Annotated in this window: 14 protein-coding genes and 1 tRNA gene; 9 read left to right on the top strand and 6 right to left on the bottom strand. The window is 66.2% G+C overall.

What is annotated here, in order from left to right; genetic code table 11:
* The first annotated feature begins 42 nt into the window (after positions 1 to 42).
* From A8950_RS01885 to A8950_RS01870, 4 genes are read left to right on the top strand one after another with little or no spacing between them, the layout of a single operon-like run.
* Complete coding sequence (locus A8950_RS01885) at positions 43 to 1,212, top strand: ABC transporter substrate-binding protein (protein WP_208109708.1); 1,170 nt, start codon at positions 43 to 45, stop codon at positions 1,210 to 1,212.
* Between the two features lie 31 nt (positions 1,213 to 1,243).
* A complete protein-coding gene (locus A8950_RS01880; protein WP_456073072.1) occupies positions 1,244 to 1,957 on the top strand; it encodes an ABC transporter ATP-binding protein in 714 nt (237 codons plus the stop codon).
* Between the two features lie 3 nt (positions 1,958 to 1,960).
* Entirely contained in the window at positions 1,961 to 2,845 is an 885-nt protein-coding gene (locus A8950_RS01875) for a branched-chain amino acid ABC transporter permease (RefSeq protein ID WP_133611876.1), read from the top strand.
* A gap of 12 nt (positions 2,846 to 2,857) precedes the next feature.
* Positions 2,858 to 3,607, top strand: a complete 750-nt coding sequence (locus tag A8950_RS01870; RefSeq protein WP_133611874.1) for an N-formylglutamate amidohydrolase — start codon at positions 2,858 to 2,860, stop codon at positions 3,605 to 3,607.
* On the opposite strand, the gene A8950_RS01865 is transcribed toward A8950_RS01870, so the two are convergent.
* Positions 3,604 to 4,935, bottom strand: a complete 1,332-nt coding sequence (locus tag A8950_RS01865) for an NAD(P)/FAD-dependent oxidoreductase (RefSeq protein WP_208109707.1) — start codon at positions 4,933 to 4,935, stop codon at positions 3,604 to 3,606. The two genes, A8950_RS01870 and A8950_RS01865, sit on opposite strands and share 4 nt — an antisense overlap.
* A 445-nt stretch (positions 4,936 to 5,380) precedes the next feature.
* Between A8950_RS01865 and A8950_RS01860 the strand changes: the two genes are divergently transcribed.
* Both A8950_RS01860 and A8950_RS01855 read left to right on the top strand, forming a co-directional pair.
* Entirely contained in the window at positions 5,381 to 7,060 is a 1,680-nt protein-coding gene (locus A8950_RS01860; protein WP_133611871.1) for a methyl-accepting chemotaxis protein, read from the top strand.
* 44 nt (positions 7,061 to 7,104) lie between these two features.
* Complete coding sequence (locus A8950_RS01855; protein ID WP_133611869.1) at positions 7,105 to 8,640, top strand: sensor histidine kinase; 1,536 nt, start codon at positions 7,105 to 7,107, stop codon at positions 8,638 to 8,640.
* A gap of 85 nt (positions 8,641 to 8,725) precedes the next feature.
* On the opposite strand, the gene A8950_RS01850 is transcribed toward A8950_RS01855, so the two are convergent.
* The 3 genes from A8950_RS01850 to A8950_RS01840 form a co-directional block, all read right to left on the bottom strand.
* Positions 8,726 to 8,817 (bottom strand) — tRNA-Ser (locus A8950_RS01850).
* 143 nt (positions 8,818 to 8,960) lie between these two features.
* The gene (locus A8950_RS01845) at positions 8,961 to 9,665 is read right to left on the bottom strand and encodes a glutathione S-transferase N-terminal domain-containing protein (protein ID WP_133611867.1); all 705 of its coding nucleotides are present in this window, start codon (positions 9,663 to 9,665) and stop codon (positions 8,961 to 8,963) included.
* A gap of 17 nt (positions 9,666 to 9,682) precedes the next feature.
* Positions 9,683 to 10,309, bottom strand: a complete 627-nt coding sequence (locus A8950_RS01840) for a glutathione S-transferase N-terminal domain-containing protein (protein WP_133612643.1) — start codon at positions 10,307 to 10,309, stop codon at positions 9,683 to 9,685.
* A 203-nt stretch (positions 10,310 to 10,512) separates the two neighbouring features.
* Between A8950_RS01840 and A8950_RS01835 the strand changes: the two genes are divergently transcribed.
* Complete coding sequence (locus A8950_RS01835; RefSeq protein WP_166644944.1) at positions 10,513 to 10,923, top strand: PaaI family thioesterase; 411 nt, start codon at positions 10,513 to 10,515, stop codon at positions 10,921 to 10,923.
* A 51-nt stretch (positions 10,924 to 10,974) separates the two neighbouring features.
* Here the strand turns inward: A8950_RS01835 and A8950_RS01830 are convergent, their stop codons facing one another.
* Both A8950_RS01830 and A8950_RS01825 read right to left on the bottom strand, forming a co-directional pair.
* The gene (locus tag A8950_RS01830; protein WP_133611864.1) at positions 10,975 to 11,373 is read right to left on the bottom strand and encodes an Mpo1-like protein; all 399 of its coding nucleotides are present in this window, start codon (positions 11,371 to 11,373) and stop codon (positions 10,975 to 10,977) included.
* Positions 11,374 to 11,627: 254 nt separating this feature from the next.
* Entirely contained in the window at positions 11,628 to 12,404 is a 777-nt protein-coding gene (locus A8950_RS01825; RefSeq protein WP_133611862.1) for an enoyl-CoA hydratase/isomerase family protein, read from the bottom strand.
* A 153-nt stretch (positions 12,405 to 12,557) separates the two neighbouring features.
* On the opposite strand from A8950_RS01825, the gene A8950_RS01820 reads away from it, so the two are divergent.
* Positions 12,558 to 13,898 carry a 2OG-Fe(II) oxygenase gene (locus tag A8950_RS01820; protein ID WP_208109706.1) on the top strand — a complete coding sequence of 447 codons (1,341 nt, stop codon included), beginning with the start codon at positions 12,558 to 12,560 and terminating at the stop codon, positions 13,896 to 13,898.
* 118 nt (positions 13,899 to 14,016) lie between these two features.
* Positions 14,017 to 14,700: an orotate phosphoribosyltransferase gene (locus tag A8950_RS01815; protein ID WP_133611860.1), complete on the top strand. Its 684-nt coding sequence runs from the start codon at positions 14,017 to 14,019 to the stop codon at positions 14,698 to 14,700.
* The last annotated feature ends 48 nt before the right edge of the window (positions 14,701 to 14,748 follow it).

Below are 14,748 nucleotides of genomic sequence, written 5' to 3'. Positions count from 1 at the left end.
CCTATCATCACCGAACCAACCAACGAGGAAAGGAAACAGGGAATGGCCAAGAACATCGGAAAGTACGGCGCACTTCTAGCAACCATCATGGCAGTGGCGCCGTTCTGTGCCGCGCAGGCGCAGGATGCGATCAAGATCGGTTTCGTCGGCGGCTTCACCGGCTATCTCGCCCCCTATGACCAGCCGACGCTGCAGGGCATCGAGCTGGCGGTCGAGCAGATCAACAAAGCCGGCGGCATCGACGGCAAGCAGATCGAGCTGATCAGCCGCGACATGCGCTCCGACACCGCCCAGGCCGCTGTGACGGCGCAGGAAGTGGTGGACCAGGGCGTGCAGGTGATGATCGCCCCCTGCGACGTGGACCCGGCCGTCGCCACCGGCCAGATCACGCAGGCGGCCCAGATCCCGACCATCGCCGCCTGCGCCTCGACCCCGATCCTGCCTGGCATGGTGGGCGACTACATGTTCGCCAACTATACCGCCGACAACCTGCAGGCGACGGCGCTGGCCGATTATGCGCTGGAGCAGGGCTACAAGAATGCCCTGGTCCTGCTCTCCCGCGATACGCCCTATACCGAGATGCTGCCGCGCTATTTCGCGACCGTGTTCGAGAAGAAGGGTGGCACCGTGGCGGCGACGCTGGAATTCAAGATGGGCCAGCAGGATTTCTCGGCCGAGGTAACCAAGATCAAGGAATTGTCGCCGGCACCCGATGTCGTCATGACCGCGGCCTATGAGCCGGATTTCCCGGCCTTCATCCGCCAGCTGCGCTCGGCCGGCATCACCGCGCCGGTGCTGGGCTCCGACGGCATCGATTCGCCGACCACGCTGGAACTCGGCGAAGTGGCGGAAGGCGTCGTCTTCTCCAATGCCGGCTATCCGACGCCGGGCAGCGCGCTGGAGAAATTCAACGCCGATTTCAAGGCGCATTTCGGCGAGGAACCCAGCGCCATCTTCACCGCCACCGGCTATGACGTGATCAAGGTGGTGGAAGCCGCGGTGAAGGCGACCGGCGGCAACCTGGAAGGCCCGGCGCTGCGCGACGCCATCGACAACCTGGAAAACGTCGCCGTAGCCACCGGCAGCATCACCTACAAGGGCATGAACCGCGTGCCGCTGCGGGTGGTGGCGCTCAACAAGGTCCAGGGAGGCCAGAAGGTGCATGTCGCCAACGTGACGCCGAACGGCGCCGACGTGCCGCCGGCGCAGTGATCACGAAACGGCAGCGGAGGGGATTGTGCCGGTGACATTGTTGTCGGTCCAGAAGGTGGCGGTGCGCTATGGCGCCATCCAGGCGGTCGAGAATGCCGAGCTGGCGGTGGCGGCGGGCGAGATCGTGACATTGCTGGGCGCCAATGGCGCCGGAAAATCCTCGCTGCTCAATGCCTGCATGGGCCTGGTCCCCCTCGCCGGGGGCCAGGTCCATTTCGACGGCCAGCGCATCTCCGGCACCCGCACCGAGCATGTCGTGCGGCGCGGGATGACGCTGACGCCGGAAGGGCGCCGGGTCTTTCCCGGCCTCTCGGTCGCCGACAACCTCGCCATCGGCGCCGCCGCCTCGCCGCAGCTCCGCCGCGAAACAGCGGCAAGGCGCACCGAGATGTACGATCTCTTCCCGCGCCTCCACGAACGCCAGAAGCAACTGGCCGGCACGCTTTCGGGCGGCGAGCAGCAGATGCTGGCGATCGCCCGCTCGCTGATGTCCAATCCGAAGCTGCTGCTGCTGGACGAGCCGTCGCTGGGCCTTGCCCCCAACATTGTCGACCAGATCTTCGACATCATCGCCGCCCTGCGTGCGCGCGGGGTCACCATCCTGCTGGTGGAGCAGAACGCGGAACTGGCCCTCGACATCGCCGATCGCGGCTATGTGCTGGCCGGCGGCCGCATCGTGCTGTCCGGCACGCCCGGCGAATTGCGTGCCTCCGGGCTGGAACGCGTCTATCTGGGGGCCCACTGAGCCATGGAATATTTCCTGCAGCAGGGCCTCAACGCGCTTGCCCTCGGCGGCACCTACGCCCTGCTGGGCCTCGGCCTCGCCGTGGTTTTTTCGGTCCTCGGCCTCATAAATTTCGCCCATGGCGAACTGATGACGCTGACCGGATACGGCATTTTCTACACCCTGCTGATGGGCGTACCCTATCCCCTGGCGCTGCTGGCAGGCGTGCTGATCGCGGCCTTGGCCGCCGTGCTGATGGAGCGCATCGCCTTCCGCCCCGTGCGCAACGCCAGTCCCACCACCATGCTGCTGACCAGTTTCGCCGTCAGCACGATCCTGCACATCCTCTTCCAGAACCTGATCTCGGCCCGGCCCAAGGCGATCCCGGTGCCGGATGCGATCATTGGCGCCGTCTCCGTGGGCAGCATGCAGATCGGCATCATCCAGCTGCTCTCGATTGCCATCACCGCTGTTTCGCTGCTCGGCCTGACCTTGTTCCTGAAAAAATCGCTGCTCGGCATCGCCATGCGCGCGGCGGCCGAGGATTTCAACGTGGCACGGCTGATGGGCGTAAATGCCAACATGGTGATCTCGACCGCCTTTGCCATCTCCGGCATCCTCGCCGGCATTGCCGGCGTGCTGTGGCTCTTCCAGCGCGGCTCGGTCGATCCGATGATGGGCTTCCTGCCGGTCTTGAAGGCCTTCATCGCGGTGGTGCTGGGTGGCTTGGGCAGCCTCACGGGCGCCGTCATCGGCGGCTTCATCCTCGGCATCATCGAGGTATCCTTGCGCGCCTATCTGCCGGACGGGATGCTGGCCTATCGCGATGCGATCAGCCTGACGCTGGTCATCCTGGTCCTCTTCTTCCTGCCCCAGGGCATCGTGCCCCGGCGCGAATCCGTGCGCTGACGGGCGGCTCTCATGGCCCATTCGCCCTTCACCCTGCTCAACCAGGCCGGCGCCGCCGCGATCGTGATCATCTGCGACCACGCCAGCAACCTGGTGCCGCCACATCTCAATGACTTGGGACTCGGCCGCCACGAATTGCAGCAGCACATCGCCTGGGACATCGGCGCTGCCGGTATCGCCCGCATCCTGGCGGACGATCTCGACAGCCCGGCCGTCCTGTGCGGCACGTCGCGCCTCGTCATCGATTGCAACCGGCATCCGCATGATCCGAAGGCGATGCCGGCGGTGAGCGACGGCATCATCGTTCCCGGCAACCAAATTCTGGACGCCGCAGCGCGGCAGGCGCGGGTCGATGCCTATTTCACCCCCTATCACGACGCGATCGAGGCGGTGATCGGGGCACGGCTCCAGGCTGGGCAGCGGCCGCTCATTCTCTCGGTCCATTCCATGACGGCGCAGATGGCGGGCGGCACCTTCCGACCCTGGCAGATCGCCCTGTCGTCGAACGAAGCCCGCGATGCCACCGACCGGATGCTGGCGATCCTGCGCCGCAACGCAGGGATAACCGTCGGCGACAACCAGCCCTACAACATGGATCCGGCCGAGGATTACAGCACGCCGGTCCATGCGCTGGCGCGCAATCTCCCTTATCTCCAGGTCGAGTTCCGCCAGGACGAGGTGGCCGACGATGCGGGCATCAAGCGCTGGGCGGCACTTTTCGGGGCCGCGATGCGCGAGTTCCAGGGCAGCGCCGCCTTCTAGGTGCTGCCCCAGGATTCCAGCCGGTCGAGCAGGCGGTAATACTGGCTGAGGGCGAAGACGCCGAGCCGCCGCAGGCCGTGAAGGGGAAAGGCGTCGGGCGCCGTCACCGGAAAGGGCACCTCGCCCGGCGCCATGCCCGCCGCGAGATCAGCCAGCATGCGGCCCATCATGGTGCACATGGCAACGCCGCGCCCGTTGCAACCCTGAAATACCCAGAGCCCCTCGGCCGGCATATGGATATGCGGCAGGCGATCGCGGGTGATGGCGACCTTGCCGCTCCAGACGAATTCCGGGGATGGCAAGCCAAGCTCCGGAAACAGCCGACGAATCGCGCGCTGCAGGGGCAGCGCATCGGCAAGTGCCGGATCGTCCTCGACCGGCGAGCGACCGCCCATGACCAGGCGCCCGGTATGATCGCGCCGGAAATAGAGCAGCAGGCGCCGCGAATCCGTCACACCCATGCCAGCCGGCAGGATGTGGTCGAACGCCGCCGGCAGCGGCTGCGTCGCCATCTGGAAGCTGGTGACCGGAATGACGGCGCGGGCCAGACCCGGCCACAACTCGGCCCGGCCTACGCCACCATAGGCATTGGTCGCCAGCACCACCTGATTGGCGCGCAGGACACCGGCATCCGTCGTCACCTGCCACGTCTCTCCCTGGCGCCGCAGCGCCCGGACGGGCATCTGCGCATGGATGACGGCGCCTTCCGCGATGGCCGCGCGCGCCAATTCCCTGGCATAGCTCAAGGGCTGCAGCACGCCGCCCCGCGGATCGTGCCAGGCGCCGTGATAGGCCGGCGCCGAACTGCCGATGGCCGCCGCCATCTGGTCGCGGTCGAGCAACCGGGCGGCGACGCCGAGGCCGCGCCATTGCTCGTAGCGGGGGAGGACGATGTCGCGATAGGGCTTCGGACCATGGGCCGCCTGCAGCCAGCCGCCGCGCCCAGCCTGGCAATCCATGCGGTAGCGCTCGATCAGCGCGAAGACGAGATCGGCCGAGCCCCCCATATTGACGGTGATAGCGCAGGCGCGGTCGTCGCCGAAAATGGCGGCCAGTTCGCGCAGCGGTGTCTTCAGCCCGGCGATTACCTGGCCGCCATTGCGCCCCGAGGCGCCCCAGCCGGGCTCCGCTGCCTCTGCCAGGATGACACTGCGCCCGGCCAGCGCCAGATGCAATGCCGTGCTGAGCCCGGTATAGCCGCCGCCGATCACCACCACATCGGCGCTCGTCGGCGAACCAGCCGGCAGCCGGTTCCGGATTTCGGCATAGGGAGGTGCCGCACAAGCAGTGGCAGCCCATAGGCTGCGGGGAAGCCCCGATCCGGTCACGGTCAACCTCGCTGCAGTGATTCTCGCGGCATGACGCGATCATTGCCGCTGTCGGCGGACAAGGCCATCCCGGCAATAATCGCCCGGGCCATGACATGACGTCATGCGGGCGGGCGCGGGCGGAGTTGCCGCGGTCGATCCGACGGTCATGGCCCGACCACCCAACCTATTTGATCGTTGTCAAACATATGTATGCGGAAACCTGCCGCACTCGTCTCAAATTTAAGTCTTTTTTAGAAAATGAAACGCAGTGTCGTCCGCGCCGGTGCAAGACGCATCGGCCGTCATCTTGCTCCTTGACGCTGCGCCGGACAGACGGCCCGAAGCACGGGCCGCGCCACAGGAAATCCCGGCAGCGGGACCGATTGGGAGATCGGTCACGGCGCATCCGCCCCACGCCAAGGTCGCAAGCCATGATCGGAAGCTAGGGGGAGACGGCACCGTGTTGACACATACCAGAATCATCTACCGCCTCGGCATGCTGTTGCTGTGCAACATCCTGCTGATGGGCATACTCGGCGCGCTCGGCATCTATGGTGCCGCATCGATCCGCGAAAACCTGCGCACGGTTTATGAAGATCGCACGATCCCGCTGAGCCAGACACAGCAACTGGTGCACGGCTATTACGAGACAAGGCTGGCGGTGCTGGCCGGCCTCAACAGTGACGACCCCAAGGTCGTGGCCGAGAAACTGGCCGAAATTCAAGCCCGAAAGAGTACGCACGACGCGCTCTGGCAAGCTTTCATGTCGACCAGCCTGACCCCGGAGGAGGCGGCGCTTGGCGAGCGCACCGGCGCCGCGCGCGAGGCCTACGATGCCGTCTGGCCGGAAGTCTTCGCCCGATTGACCGCCGGCAACCGCGATGGCGCACGCGACTTCGCCCTCAGCCGGGGCGCCGAGACATTTGCCACCCTTTCCAACGGCCTTGACGAGCTTGCCAAACTGCAGGCCAGGGTCGCGGGCGAGGAGTATCAGCGCGCCAACGAGGTATTCGAGACGGAGGTCTATCTGCTGGTAGGCGTCGTCCTGGTCGCCATGGTTTTCGGTGCCATCCTGGCATTCGTCATCGCCCGTTCGATCACGCGGCCGCTGGGCCGGATCATCGGTGTCATGGAGGAGTTGACCAAGGGCAATCTCGCCGTCGCGGTCGCCGGGCAAGAGCGGCGCGACGAGGTAGGCAGCGTCGCGAAGGCGGTCGGCGTCTTCAAGGACGGCCTGGTCGAGGCGGAGCGGCTGCGTGGGGAACAGCAGGCCGAGCAGATGCGCCAGGTCGAGCGGGGACAGAAGATGGAAGCCGCGATTGGCGATTTCGACCGCATGATCACCGAAGTGATCGGCGCGGTCAGTTCCGCCGCCACGCAGTTGCAGTCGACCGCGCAATCGCTGTCGGCGACCGCGGAGGAAACCTCGCAGCAATCCAATGCCGTCGCCGCCGCCTCGGAACAGATGACGCAGAACGTCCAGACCGTCGCCTCGGCGACCGAAGAACTGGCTGCGTCGATCGGCGAGATCGGCGCCCAGGTCAACGAATCGAGCCGCATCGTGTCTGGTGCCGTCGAACAGGCGGCCGACACCAACGGCAAGGTCGGGCAGCTGGCCGAGGCCGCGCAGAAGATCGGCGACGTGGTGACGCTGATCAACGAGATCGCCGCCCAGACCAACCTGCTTGCCCTCAATGCCACCATCGAGGCTGCGCGTGCCGGCGAGGCGGGCAAGGGCTTCGCGGTGGTCGCCTCGGAAGTAAAGAACCTGGCGTCGCAGACCTCGCGGGCGACCGACGAGATCGCGGCCCAGGTCCGCGCCATCCAGGAATCGACCGAGGGATCGGCGCGGGCAATCGTCGAGATCGGCCAGACCATCAATCGGGTCAACGAGATCTCGACCACGATCGCCTCGGCCGTCGAGGAACAGAGCGCCGCCACCCAGGAGATCTCGCGCAATGTCCAGCAGACCTCGACCGGCACGGCCGAGGTTACCAGCAACATTGTCGGCGTGACACAGGCGTCGCAGCAGACCAGCGCTGGCGCAAGCCAGGTACTGTCCGCTGCCGATGAGCTGGCCAGCAACGGCACCCGCCTGCGCAACGAGGTGGAGAGCTTCCTGCGGACCGTCCGCAGCTTGTGACGCCGTGACAACGCCAACCGAACGACGCGCGGATACCCCGAGTGATGAGCCATGCAACGGATGACCTGCTTGCCTATATGCCGGAGGCGGTGGTCGGCATCGATACCGACCAGCGGATCGTCTATTTCAATCCGGCCGCCGAGCGGGCCTTCGGCTATGCGCTCGGTGAAATCGCCGGGCAGAAGCTGGACCTGCTGATTCCCCCGGCGCTGCGGGCGGCGCATCGCGGTCATGTCACGCGCTTCCGGGATTCAGGGTCGCACGCCCTCATCATGCATGAGCGCACGACGATCTCGGCGCAACGCAGGGATGGCAGCGAATTTCCGGCCGAGGCCACGATCGTGCACGGCCGGTTGCGCGGCGCGACGGTATTCTTTGCCATCATCCGCGACATCACCGAGCAGCGGAACCGGGAACAGGCATTGCGCGCGTCGGAGGCAAAGTATCGGGCCATTCTGGAGTGCTCGCCGGAGGCGATCCTGATTGCCGATGCCGCGACCGGACGCCTGACCGATGCCAATGTCGCGGCTGCCAGGCTGTTCGGCTGCTCGCGCCGGGAACTGATCGACCTTCATCAGACCGAACTGCACCCGGAGGAGACCAGGGAGAAGTTCCGCGACACCTTTCGCCAGCACGTCGAGGAAGGCCGGGTCCTGGTGCCCGACGGCCTGATCAAGACCGCCGACGGCCGCATCGTGCCGGTGGAGATCACCGCGGCGCCGGTGATCATCGACAACCGGCAGCATCTGGTCGGATTCTTCCGCGATATCACGCACCAGCAGGCGCATGAGCGGGAAATGCGCCAGGCGCTTTCCGCCGCCAATGCCGCGAGCGAGGCGAAGAAGACCTTTCTCGCCAACATGAGTCACGAGTTGCGGACCCCGCTCAACGGCATCATCGGCTTTGCCGATCTGATCGCCGAGGAGATCCACGGACCGCACGCCCAGGCCAGCTACAAGGAATACGGCGCCATCATCCGCCAGAGCGGGAGACACCTGCTCGAAATCGTCAACGACGTGCTCGACCTCTCGCGCCTCGATGCCAATCAGTATCGCCTGGACAAGGAGGGCGTGGTGGTGGCGGAAGTCGCCGGCGAGGTGCGGGCGATGCTGAAGCCGCTGCTGGAAGAGGCCAGGCTGTCGCTCGACCTCGAGATCGACGGTGACCTTTGCCTTCATGCCGACCGGCGTGCGCTCAAGCAGATGCTGATCAACCTGCTATCCAACGCGATCAAGTTCACGCCGAGCGGGCGCTGGATCCGGATTTCGGCCGCACGCGACGACGACCGGCGGATCACCATCACCGTCAGCGACGGCGGCATCGGCATCCGGCCCGAGTTGCTTGCCACCATCACCGACCCCTTTGCCAGCGGGCAAGAGATCTATGTGAAGAGCAAGGGCGGCACCGGCATCGGCCTTTCCATCACCCGCCGCCTGGTCGAATTGCATGGCGGGGAATTCAGACTCGAGAGCGCGCCAGGCAGCGGCACGCGGGCGCATCTCGTCTTCCCGGGGGAGGATCAAGCGGCCGGAAAGCCAGTGCGCCTGCCGCAGCGGATGGACGCAGCCGGCGGCGCCTAGCCGGATGACTATCGCTGCCCATTCAGGCGCAGGCTCGAACGGCGCCGCGGTTGAGTTACAGGATAAATGGATTCTGCGGGGAAATTGGCGGAGGGGATGGGATTCGAACCCACGATACGGTGTTACCCGTATAACGGTTTAGCAAACCGCCGCCTTCAGCCACTCGGCCACCCCTCCGCGCTTCGAAACCTGTCGAGTGGCGCGTTTTCACGACGTATGCGGGGCCTTTACTAACGGCGGACCAAGGGAAAGTCAAACCAGCCGGACGGGTGGCTGTGCTGCCGGGCGGTATGGCCGTTTTTCAATGGGTTAACGATACCTCAGCGGCCGCGGTCGCGTTGCCTGGCGCCGAACAGGATGTCCCGCTCCTGCGCCGTGATCGGCTGGCTGCGGCTGCGATCGGAGAGCACCCGGAGCCCCCGCTCGACCGCCGGCCGGGCGGCGATCGCCTCGAACCAGCGCTGCAGATGGGGATGCGCGGCGAGGTCCTGGCCCTGTTTTTCCCACGAGCGGATCCAGGGGAAGGTGGCAATGTCGGCGATGCCGTATTCGCCGCCGCCGAGATAGGCGCTGGTCGCCAGGCGCTGGTCCAGCACGCGATAGAGCCGGGTCGCCTCGTTGGTGTATCGCTCGATGGCATAGGGCAAGGGCTCGGGCGCGTAATGGCGGAAGTGATGCACCTGGCCCAGCATCGGCCCCACCCCGGCCATCTGGAACATCAGCCAGCTCATCACCTCGGTGCGGCCGCGGCGATCTGCCGGCATGAAGCGGCCGGTCTTCTCGGCGAGATAGACCAGCATCGCCCCGGATTCCATGAGGGCGATCGGCTGGCCGTCGGGGCCGTCCGGATCGACCATGGCGGGGATCTTGTTGTTGGGGCTGATCTTCAGGAAGGCCGGCTTGAACTGGTCGCCGGCGCCGATGTCGACCGCATGGACGTTATAGGCGAGGCCCAGTTCCTCCAGCATGATATGGATCTTGTGCCCGTTGGGGGTCGGCCAGGTATAGAGTTCGATCGCTGCCATGCGGGTTTCCTGTCCGGTCACGCCTTGTCCAGCGCGGCGAGGCCGCGCATTACGCCTGGTCTTGCGGCGATGTCGTGGATCCAGCGCTGCACATGTGGGAAGCTGCGCATGTCCTGGCCGATCTTCTCGCTGTTCCTGACCCAGGGCCAGGCGGCGATGTCGGCGATCGAATATTCCGCGTCGCCCAGATAGGCGCTGTCCCTGAGGCGCAGATCCATCACCTTGAGAAGGCGCGTCACCTCGTTGGTGTAGCGGTCGATGGCATAGGGCACGCGCTCCGGCGCGGCACTGCGGAAGTGCCAGGCCTGGCCGAACATCGGGCCGATGCTGGCCATCTGGAACATCAGCCATTGCAGCACGTCATAGCGCCGGCGCGGCACCGCCGGCATGAACATGCCGCTCTTCTCGGCAAGATAGATCAGGATGGCGCCGGATTCGAAAACCGTGATCGGCCGCCCGTCCGGACCGTCCCGGTCGACGATGGCCGGTATCTTGCTGTTGGGATTGATCGCGACGAAGTCGGGCTTGAACTGGGCGCCACTGCCGATATCGACCTTGTGCGGCCGATAGGGCAGCCCGGTCTCTTCCAGCATGATGTGGATCTTGTGCCCGTTGGGCGTCGTCCAGGAATAGAGGTCGATCATCCCGCCACCCGGACCGGAAAGTGTTGCGTCATCCCCAGCGCCATTCATCCCGACCGGCGGAAGGGCGCCGGCAAATTGAGGCTTGCGGCTAATGTCGCGGCATTTACTGTGTCGCGCAAGTGTCACGCATGCTAGCCGCCGGGCGCCTCTTTAGCGGCCGCAGATGGCACTTTGATGTCAAACTGTGGGAGCCTGTCCCGGTGATGGAAAGACCCTATAGCGGATATGCCGAATTGATCGGCTACGAACTGGTTGAGAAGGCCCGCGATTTTGCGCGGCTGCGGCTGCTGGTCGGGCCGCAGCACCTCAACCGCATGCAGGTGCCGCATGGCGGCGTGCTGGCAACGCTGCTCGATTCCGCCACCGGCTTCGCCGTCGCCTTTGCCGACGGACCGGACAAGGTCCTGCGGGCCGTGACCGTCTCCATGAACGTGCAATTCATCGGCCAGGCCCGGCTGGGCGAGTCGCTGACCGGCATCGGCCGGCGCGTCGGCGGCGGCCGCACCATCGCCTTCGCCGCCGGCGAGGTGTTCAACGAGGCCGGTGCGCTGGTCGCGAAATGCGACGCCACCTATCGCTTCCTGGAGAAGCCGGCCGGCAATGCAATTGCCTGACGGCGACCGGCCGAATGCGATCGCCCGGGTGCGATGCCTTGGCCGGGCTGCCTATTCGGCAGGCGCGCGATGGATCTGGGGTGCCGGTACGCCGAGCCCCAGCCGCTCGTATTCCCGCGCAAGGCCGCCGGTTGATGCCAGCCAACACATGCGCATGTCGGCCAGGGCTCCATAGAAGGCATTCACCTTGATGAGTGGCTGGTTGCGCTCGATCCACCAGTGCGACCCGACCGCCATCATGACGGCAAGCGGGATACCGGTGAGGACGAAGGCGGCTTCCTCCAGCGCAATCGACAGGGCGGCCGTGGCGGCCCCCAGCGCGGTTGCGCCATAATGCATGCCACGGGTCGCGGGATGCCGATGCGCATCGAGATAGAGCCGCCAGAATTGCGCAAAGGTCAATCTGGGTCGTGCCCCGGCCATCCGGCCGCCATTATCCGCCTTTACCATCGGTCCCTCCCGTCCGCACGCGATGCGACCGCACCGCGTCACCCGCCTGCCCGTCACCCCGGTTGCAGGCGCATCATCCCTTGAGGGGAATAGTAACGCCGAATTCTGACAAGTGTCTAACGTCGATTCCCCCCAAACCAGGATTCGCCCTAAACCGGGTATCGCCCGGTGGCCGGGATTGCCCGGAGCCGCGGCAAAGCGAGAAACCAGTTCCGACCGGCAGCACACCGGGTTGCATCGTGGCGGTACAGGGGTCAGCGGCCGGTAAAAGCGGGCTTTCTCTTTGCCAGAAAGGCGGCAATCCCCTCGCGGTAGTCGTCGCTGTCGACGGCGGCATAGCTCTCGGCCAGTTCGGCCGGCGAGACCGGGCGCGGATCGAGGCTGCGGCGGATGAATTTCTTGTGATGTCGATGGCTGGACGGCGACCCGGCGACGATCCGGGCCGCACTGTCGGCGACATCGGCAGCCAGAGTGTCGAGCGGGGCGATTCGGGTGATGAGGCCCCGTTCGCGCGCCCAGGCGGCGTCGTTGATGCGCCCCTCCAACAGGAGTTCCAGCATCGTCGCCGGTCCCAGCAATTGCGTCAGTGCCGCCAGTTCCGGATAGGGCATGGCAATGCCGACTCGCTGGATCGGGACGCCGAACCTGGCGTCCGACGCAGCGATCCGGAGATCGCACATGGCAGCCAGTTCCAGCCCGGCGCCGAGGCAGTTGCCGGCGATGGCGGCGATGGTCGGCTGCGGCAGGTCGCGCAGCGCCCAGAGCGCCTGCAGCATCCTGGCGCCATAGGCCTCGGCCGCCGCGGGCGTCGCGCGCATCGCGGCAAATTCCGCCAGATCGGCACCGGCCGCGAAGTTCCCGCCGCTGCCCTCCAGGACCACGCATCTGACACTGTCATCCGCGGCGATCGCCGCCAGCGCCTCGGCAAGCGCCTGCCACATGGCGAGGTTGAGGGCGTTCATCTTGTCCGGCCGATTGAGCCGAAGGATCGCCACCGCTCCGTCGCGGCGGCTCTCGACGAAAATGGTCATGGTCGTCTTCCCGATGCCAAGTCTGTTACCGGCCGCCAATCTAGCCGAGCGGACGATGTTTGCCAGCAGCACCGCACGGGTGCCAGCCGCAGCCGGCCGCACTTGCCGCTGGCCGGCATTTGCCGCATCTTGGCGCCAGCCTGAAACGACAGATTGCAGCAGCATAACGGCATCCGGCCCATCGCCATGAACCAGTCCAAGACCACGCTCAGCCTCGCCCCGGCAGCACCGGCCAAGGCACCGGACCAGCGCCTGTTGGTGGGCGACCCGGCGCCGATGTTCGTCTGCCGCAGCAATGTCAACCCGGCCTTCGATTTCTCGACCGCCGCGGGCCGCTATATCGTGCTGAGTTTCCTGGGTTCGAGCGCGCATACCGTCGGGCGCCCGCTGTTCGAGGCATTCCGTCAGGCGGCGCAGACCTTTGCCGAGCCCGATTTCTATTTCTTCGGCGTCTGTGGCGAATCACCCGACATCGCACCGGAAGAACTGCAGCACCTGCCGCCCGGCATGGACATCTTCTGGGATGCCACGGGCGAGGTTGCGGCCCGCTTTCGCCTCGTTCCGGCCGGCGGGGGTTCCATCGCGCAGCCGGTAACCTTCCTGCTCGACCTCGGCATGCGCATCGTCGGCATCTTCGCCACCAATGACGGCCGGCTGCAGGCCGATTCCGTGCTCCAGGTTTTGAGGCGCCTGCCGCGCCTGGGCCCGCCGCGCCCGGCGCTGCTGCAGGCGCCGGTGCTGGTCGTGCCGCATGTCTTCGAGCGCGATCTCTGCCGCCGCCTGGTCGAGGGCTACCGGACGCATGGCGGCAGCGAATCCGGCTTCATGGTGGAGCGCGACGGCAAGACCGTGCGCGCGAGCGATCATCGGCACAAGCGGCGCAGCGACTGGATCATCAACGACCGCGAGCTGATCGAGGCGGCACAGGAGCGCATCCGCCGGCGGCTGGTCCCCGAGATCGCCCGCGCCTTTGCCTTCAAGGTGACGCGGATGGAACGGCACATCGTCGCCTGCTATGACGAGAGCGGCGGCTATTTCCGGCCGCATCGCGACAACACCACCAAAGGCACGGCGCATCGCCGCTTCGCCGTGACAGTCAACCTGAATGCCGAGGATTATAGCGGGGGTGACCTGATGTTCCCGGAATTCGGCCGCGCCGCCTATCGCGCGCCGACCGGCGGCGCCGTGGTCTTCTCCTGCTCGCTGCTGCACGAGGCGCTGCCGGTGACGCGCGGCCAGCGTTATGCGTATCTGCCGTTCCTCTATGACGAGGCAGCGGCGGCCATCCGCCAGGCCAACAACCCCCATCTCGGCGACGGGGTGCAGGTCTACCAGATGGTTGGTGCGACACCGGGCCAGGCCACCGGTCCCCGGCCTGCTTTGGCGCCGCAGGATCGCAGGCCGGGGCAGAAGGCCGGGAAACGGCCGGGTGGCAAGGGCCCCGGCAAGGACCCCGGCAAGGGGAAGAGCGCCGGCCCCCGCCGCCCGCGCTGATCATCACCTCGTCGCGCTGATCGTCGCCCTGGTCGTCCTCCTGGCCGCCCTCTTGCGCCCCCCCGCCGCTCTGCTACAACCGCCTCAACTTTGTCCCGAAGCAGCGGAGTCCGCTCTGATGACCCCTGGCATGACCCTTTCCAGCGGCCCGATTGTCGCGCGCATCCTCCTTGAAATCGCGGCGGTGCATTTCCGCCCCGACGAGCCCTTCACTCTGACCTCGGGACGCAAGAGCCCGGTCTATATCGATTGCCGCAAGATCATCGCCTTCCCCCGCGCCCGGACGAAGGTGATCCAGCTGGCCGCCGAGCTGGTCGAGCGCGAAATCGGCTTCGAGAGCCTGGACGTGGTGGCGGGCGGCGAGACCGCCGGCATTCCCTATGCCGCCTGGCTGGCCGACCGCCTCGGCCTGCCCATGGCCTATATCCGCAAGAAGCCGAAAGGCTTCGGCCGCGGCGCCCAGATCGAGGGTGACATGGCGCCGGGCGCCCGCGTCCTGCTGGTCGAGGATCTCGCCACCGATGGCGGCTCGAAGGTTAATTTCATCAACGCCATCCGCCAGGCGGAATGCCAGGTCGCCCATGCACTTGTCGTGTTCCATTACGGCATCTTCCCGCAATCGCTGACCACGCTGGGCGATCTCGGCGTCAAGCTGCATGGCCTTGCCACCTGGTGGGACGTGCTGGAAGCGGCGCGCGACACCGGCCGGCTCGATGCCGGCGAGACTGCCAAGATCAAGGCGTTCCTGGACGATCCCGAAGGCTGGTCGAACGCGCGGGGCGGCAGCCTGAAGACGGAATGATCGCCGGCCCCTGAGTCGGTCCCATCTGATAAATCCCGCCTTGATAAA

This window comes from Dongia mobilis (assembly GCF_004363235.1).
Lineage (GTDB): Bacteria > Pseudomonadota > Alphaproteobacteria > Dongiales > Dongiaceae > Dongia > Dongia mobilis.
Note: the sequence above shows the minus strand (reverse complement) of the source record. Positions and strands in the feature narration are given on the sequence as shown.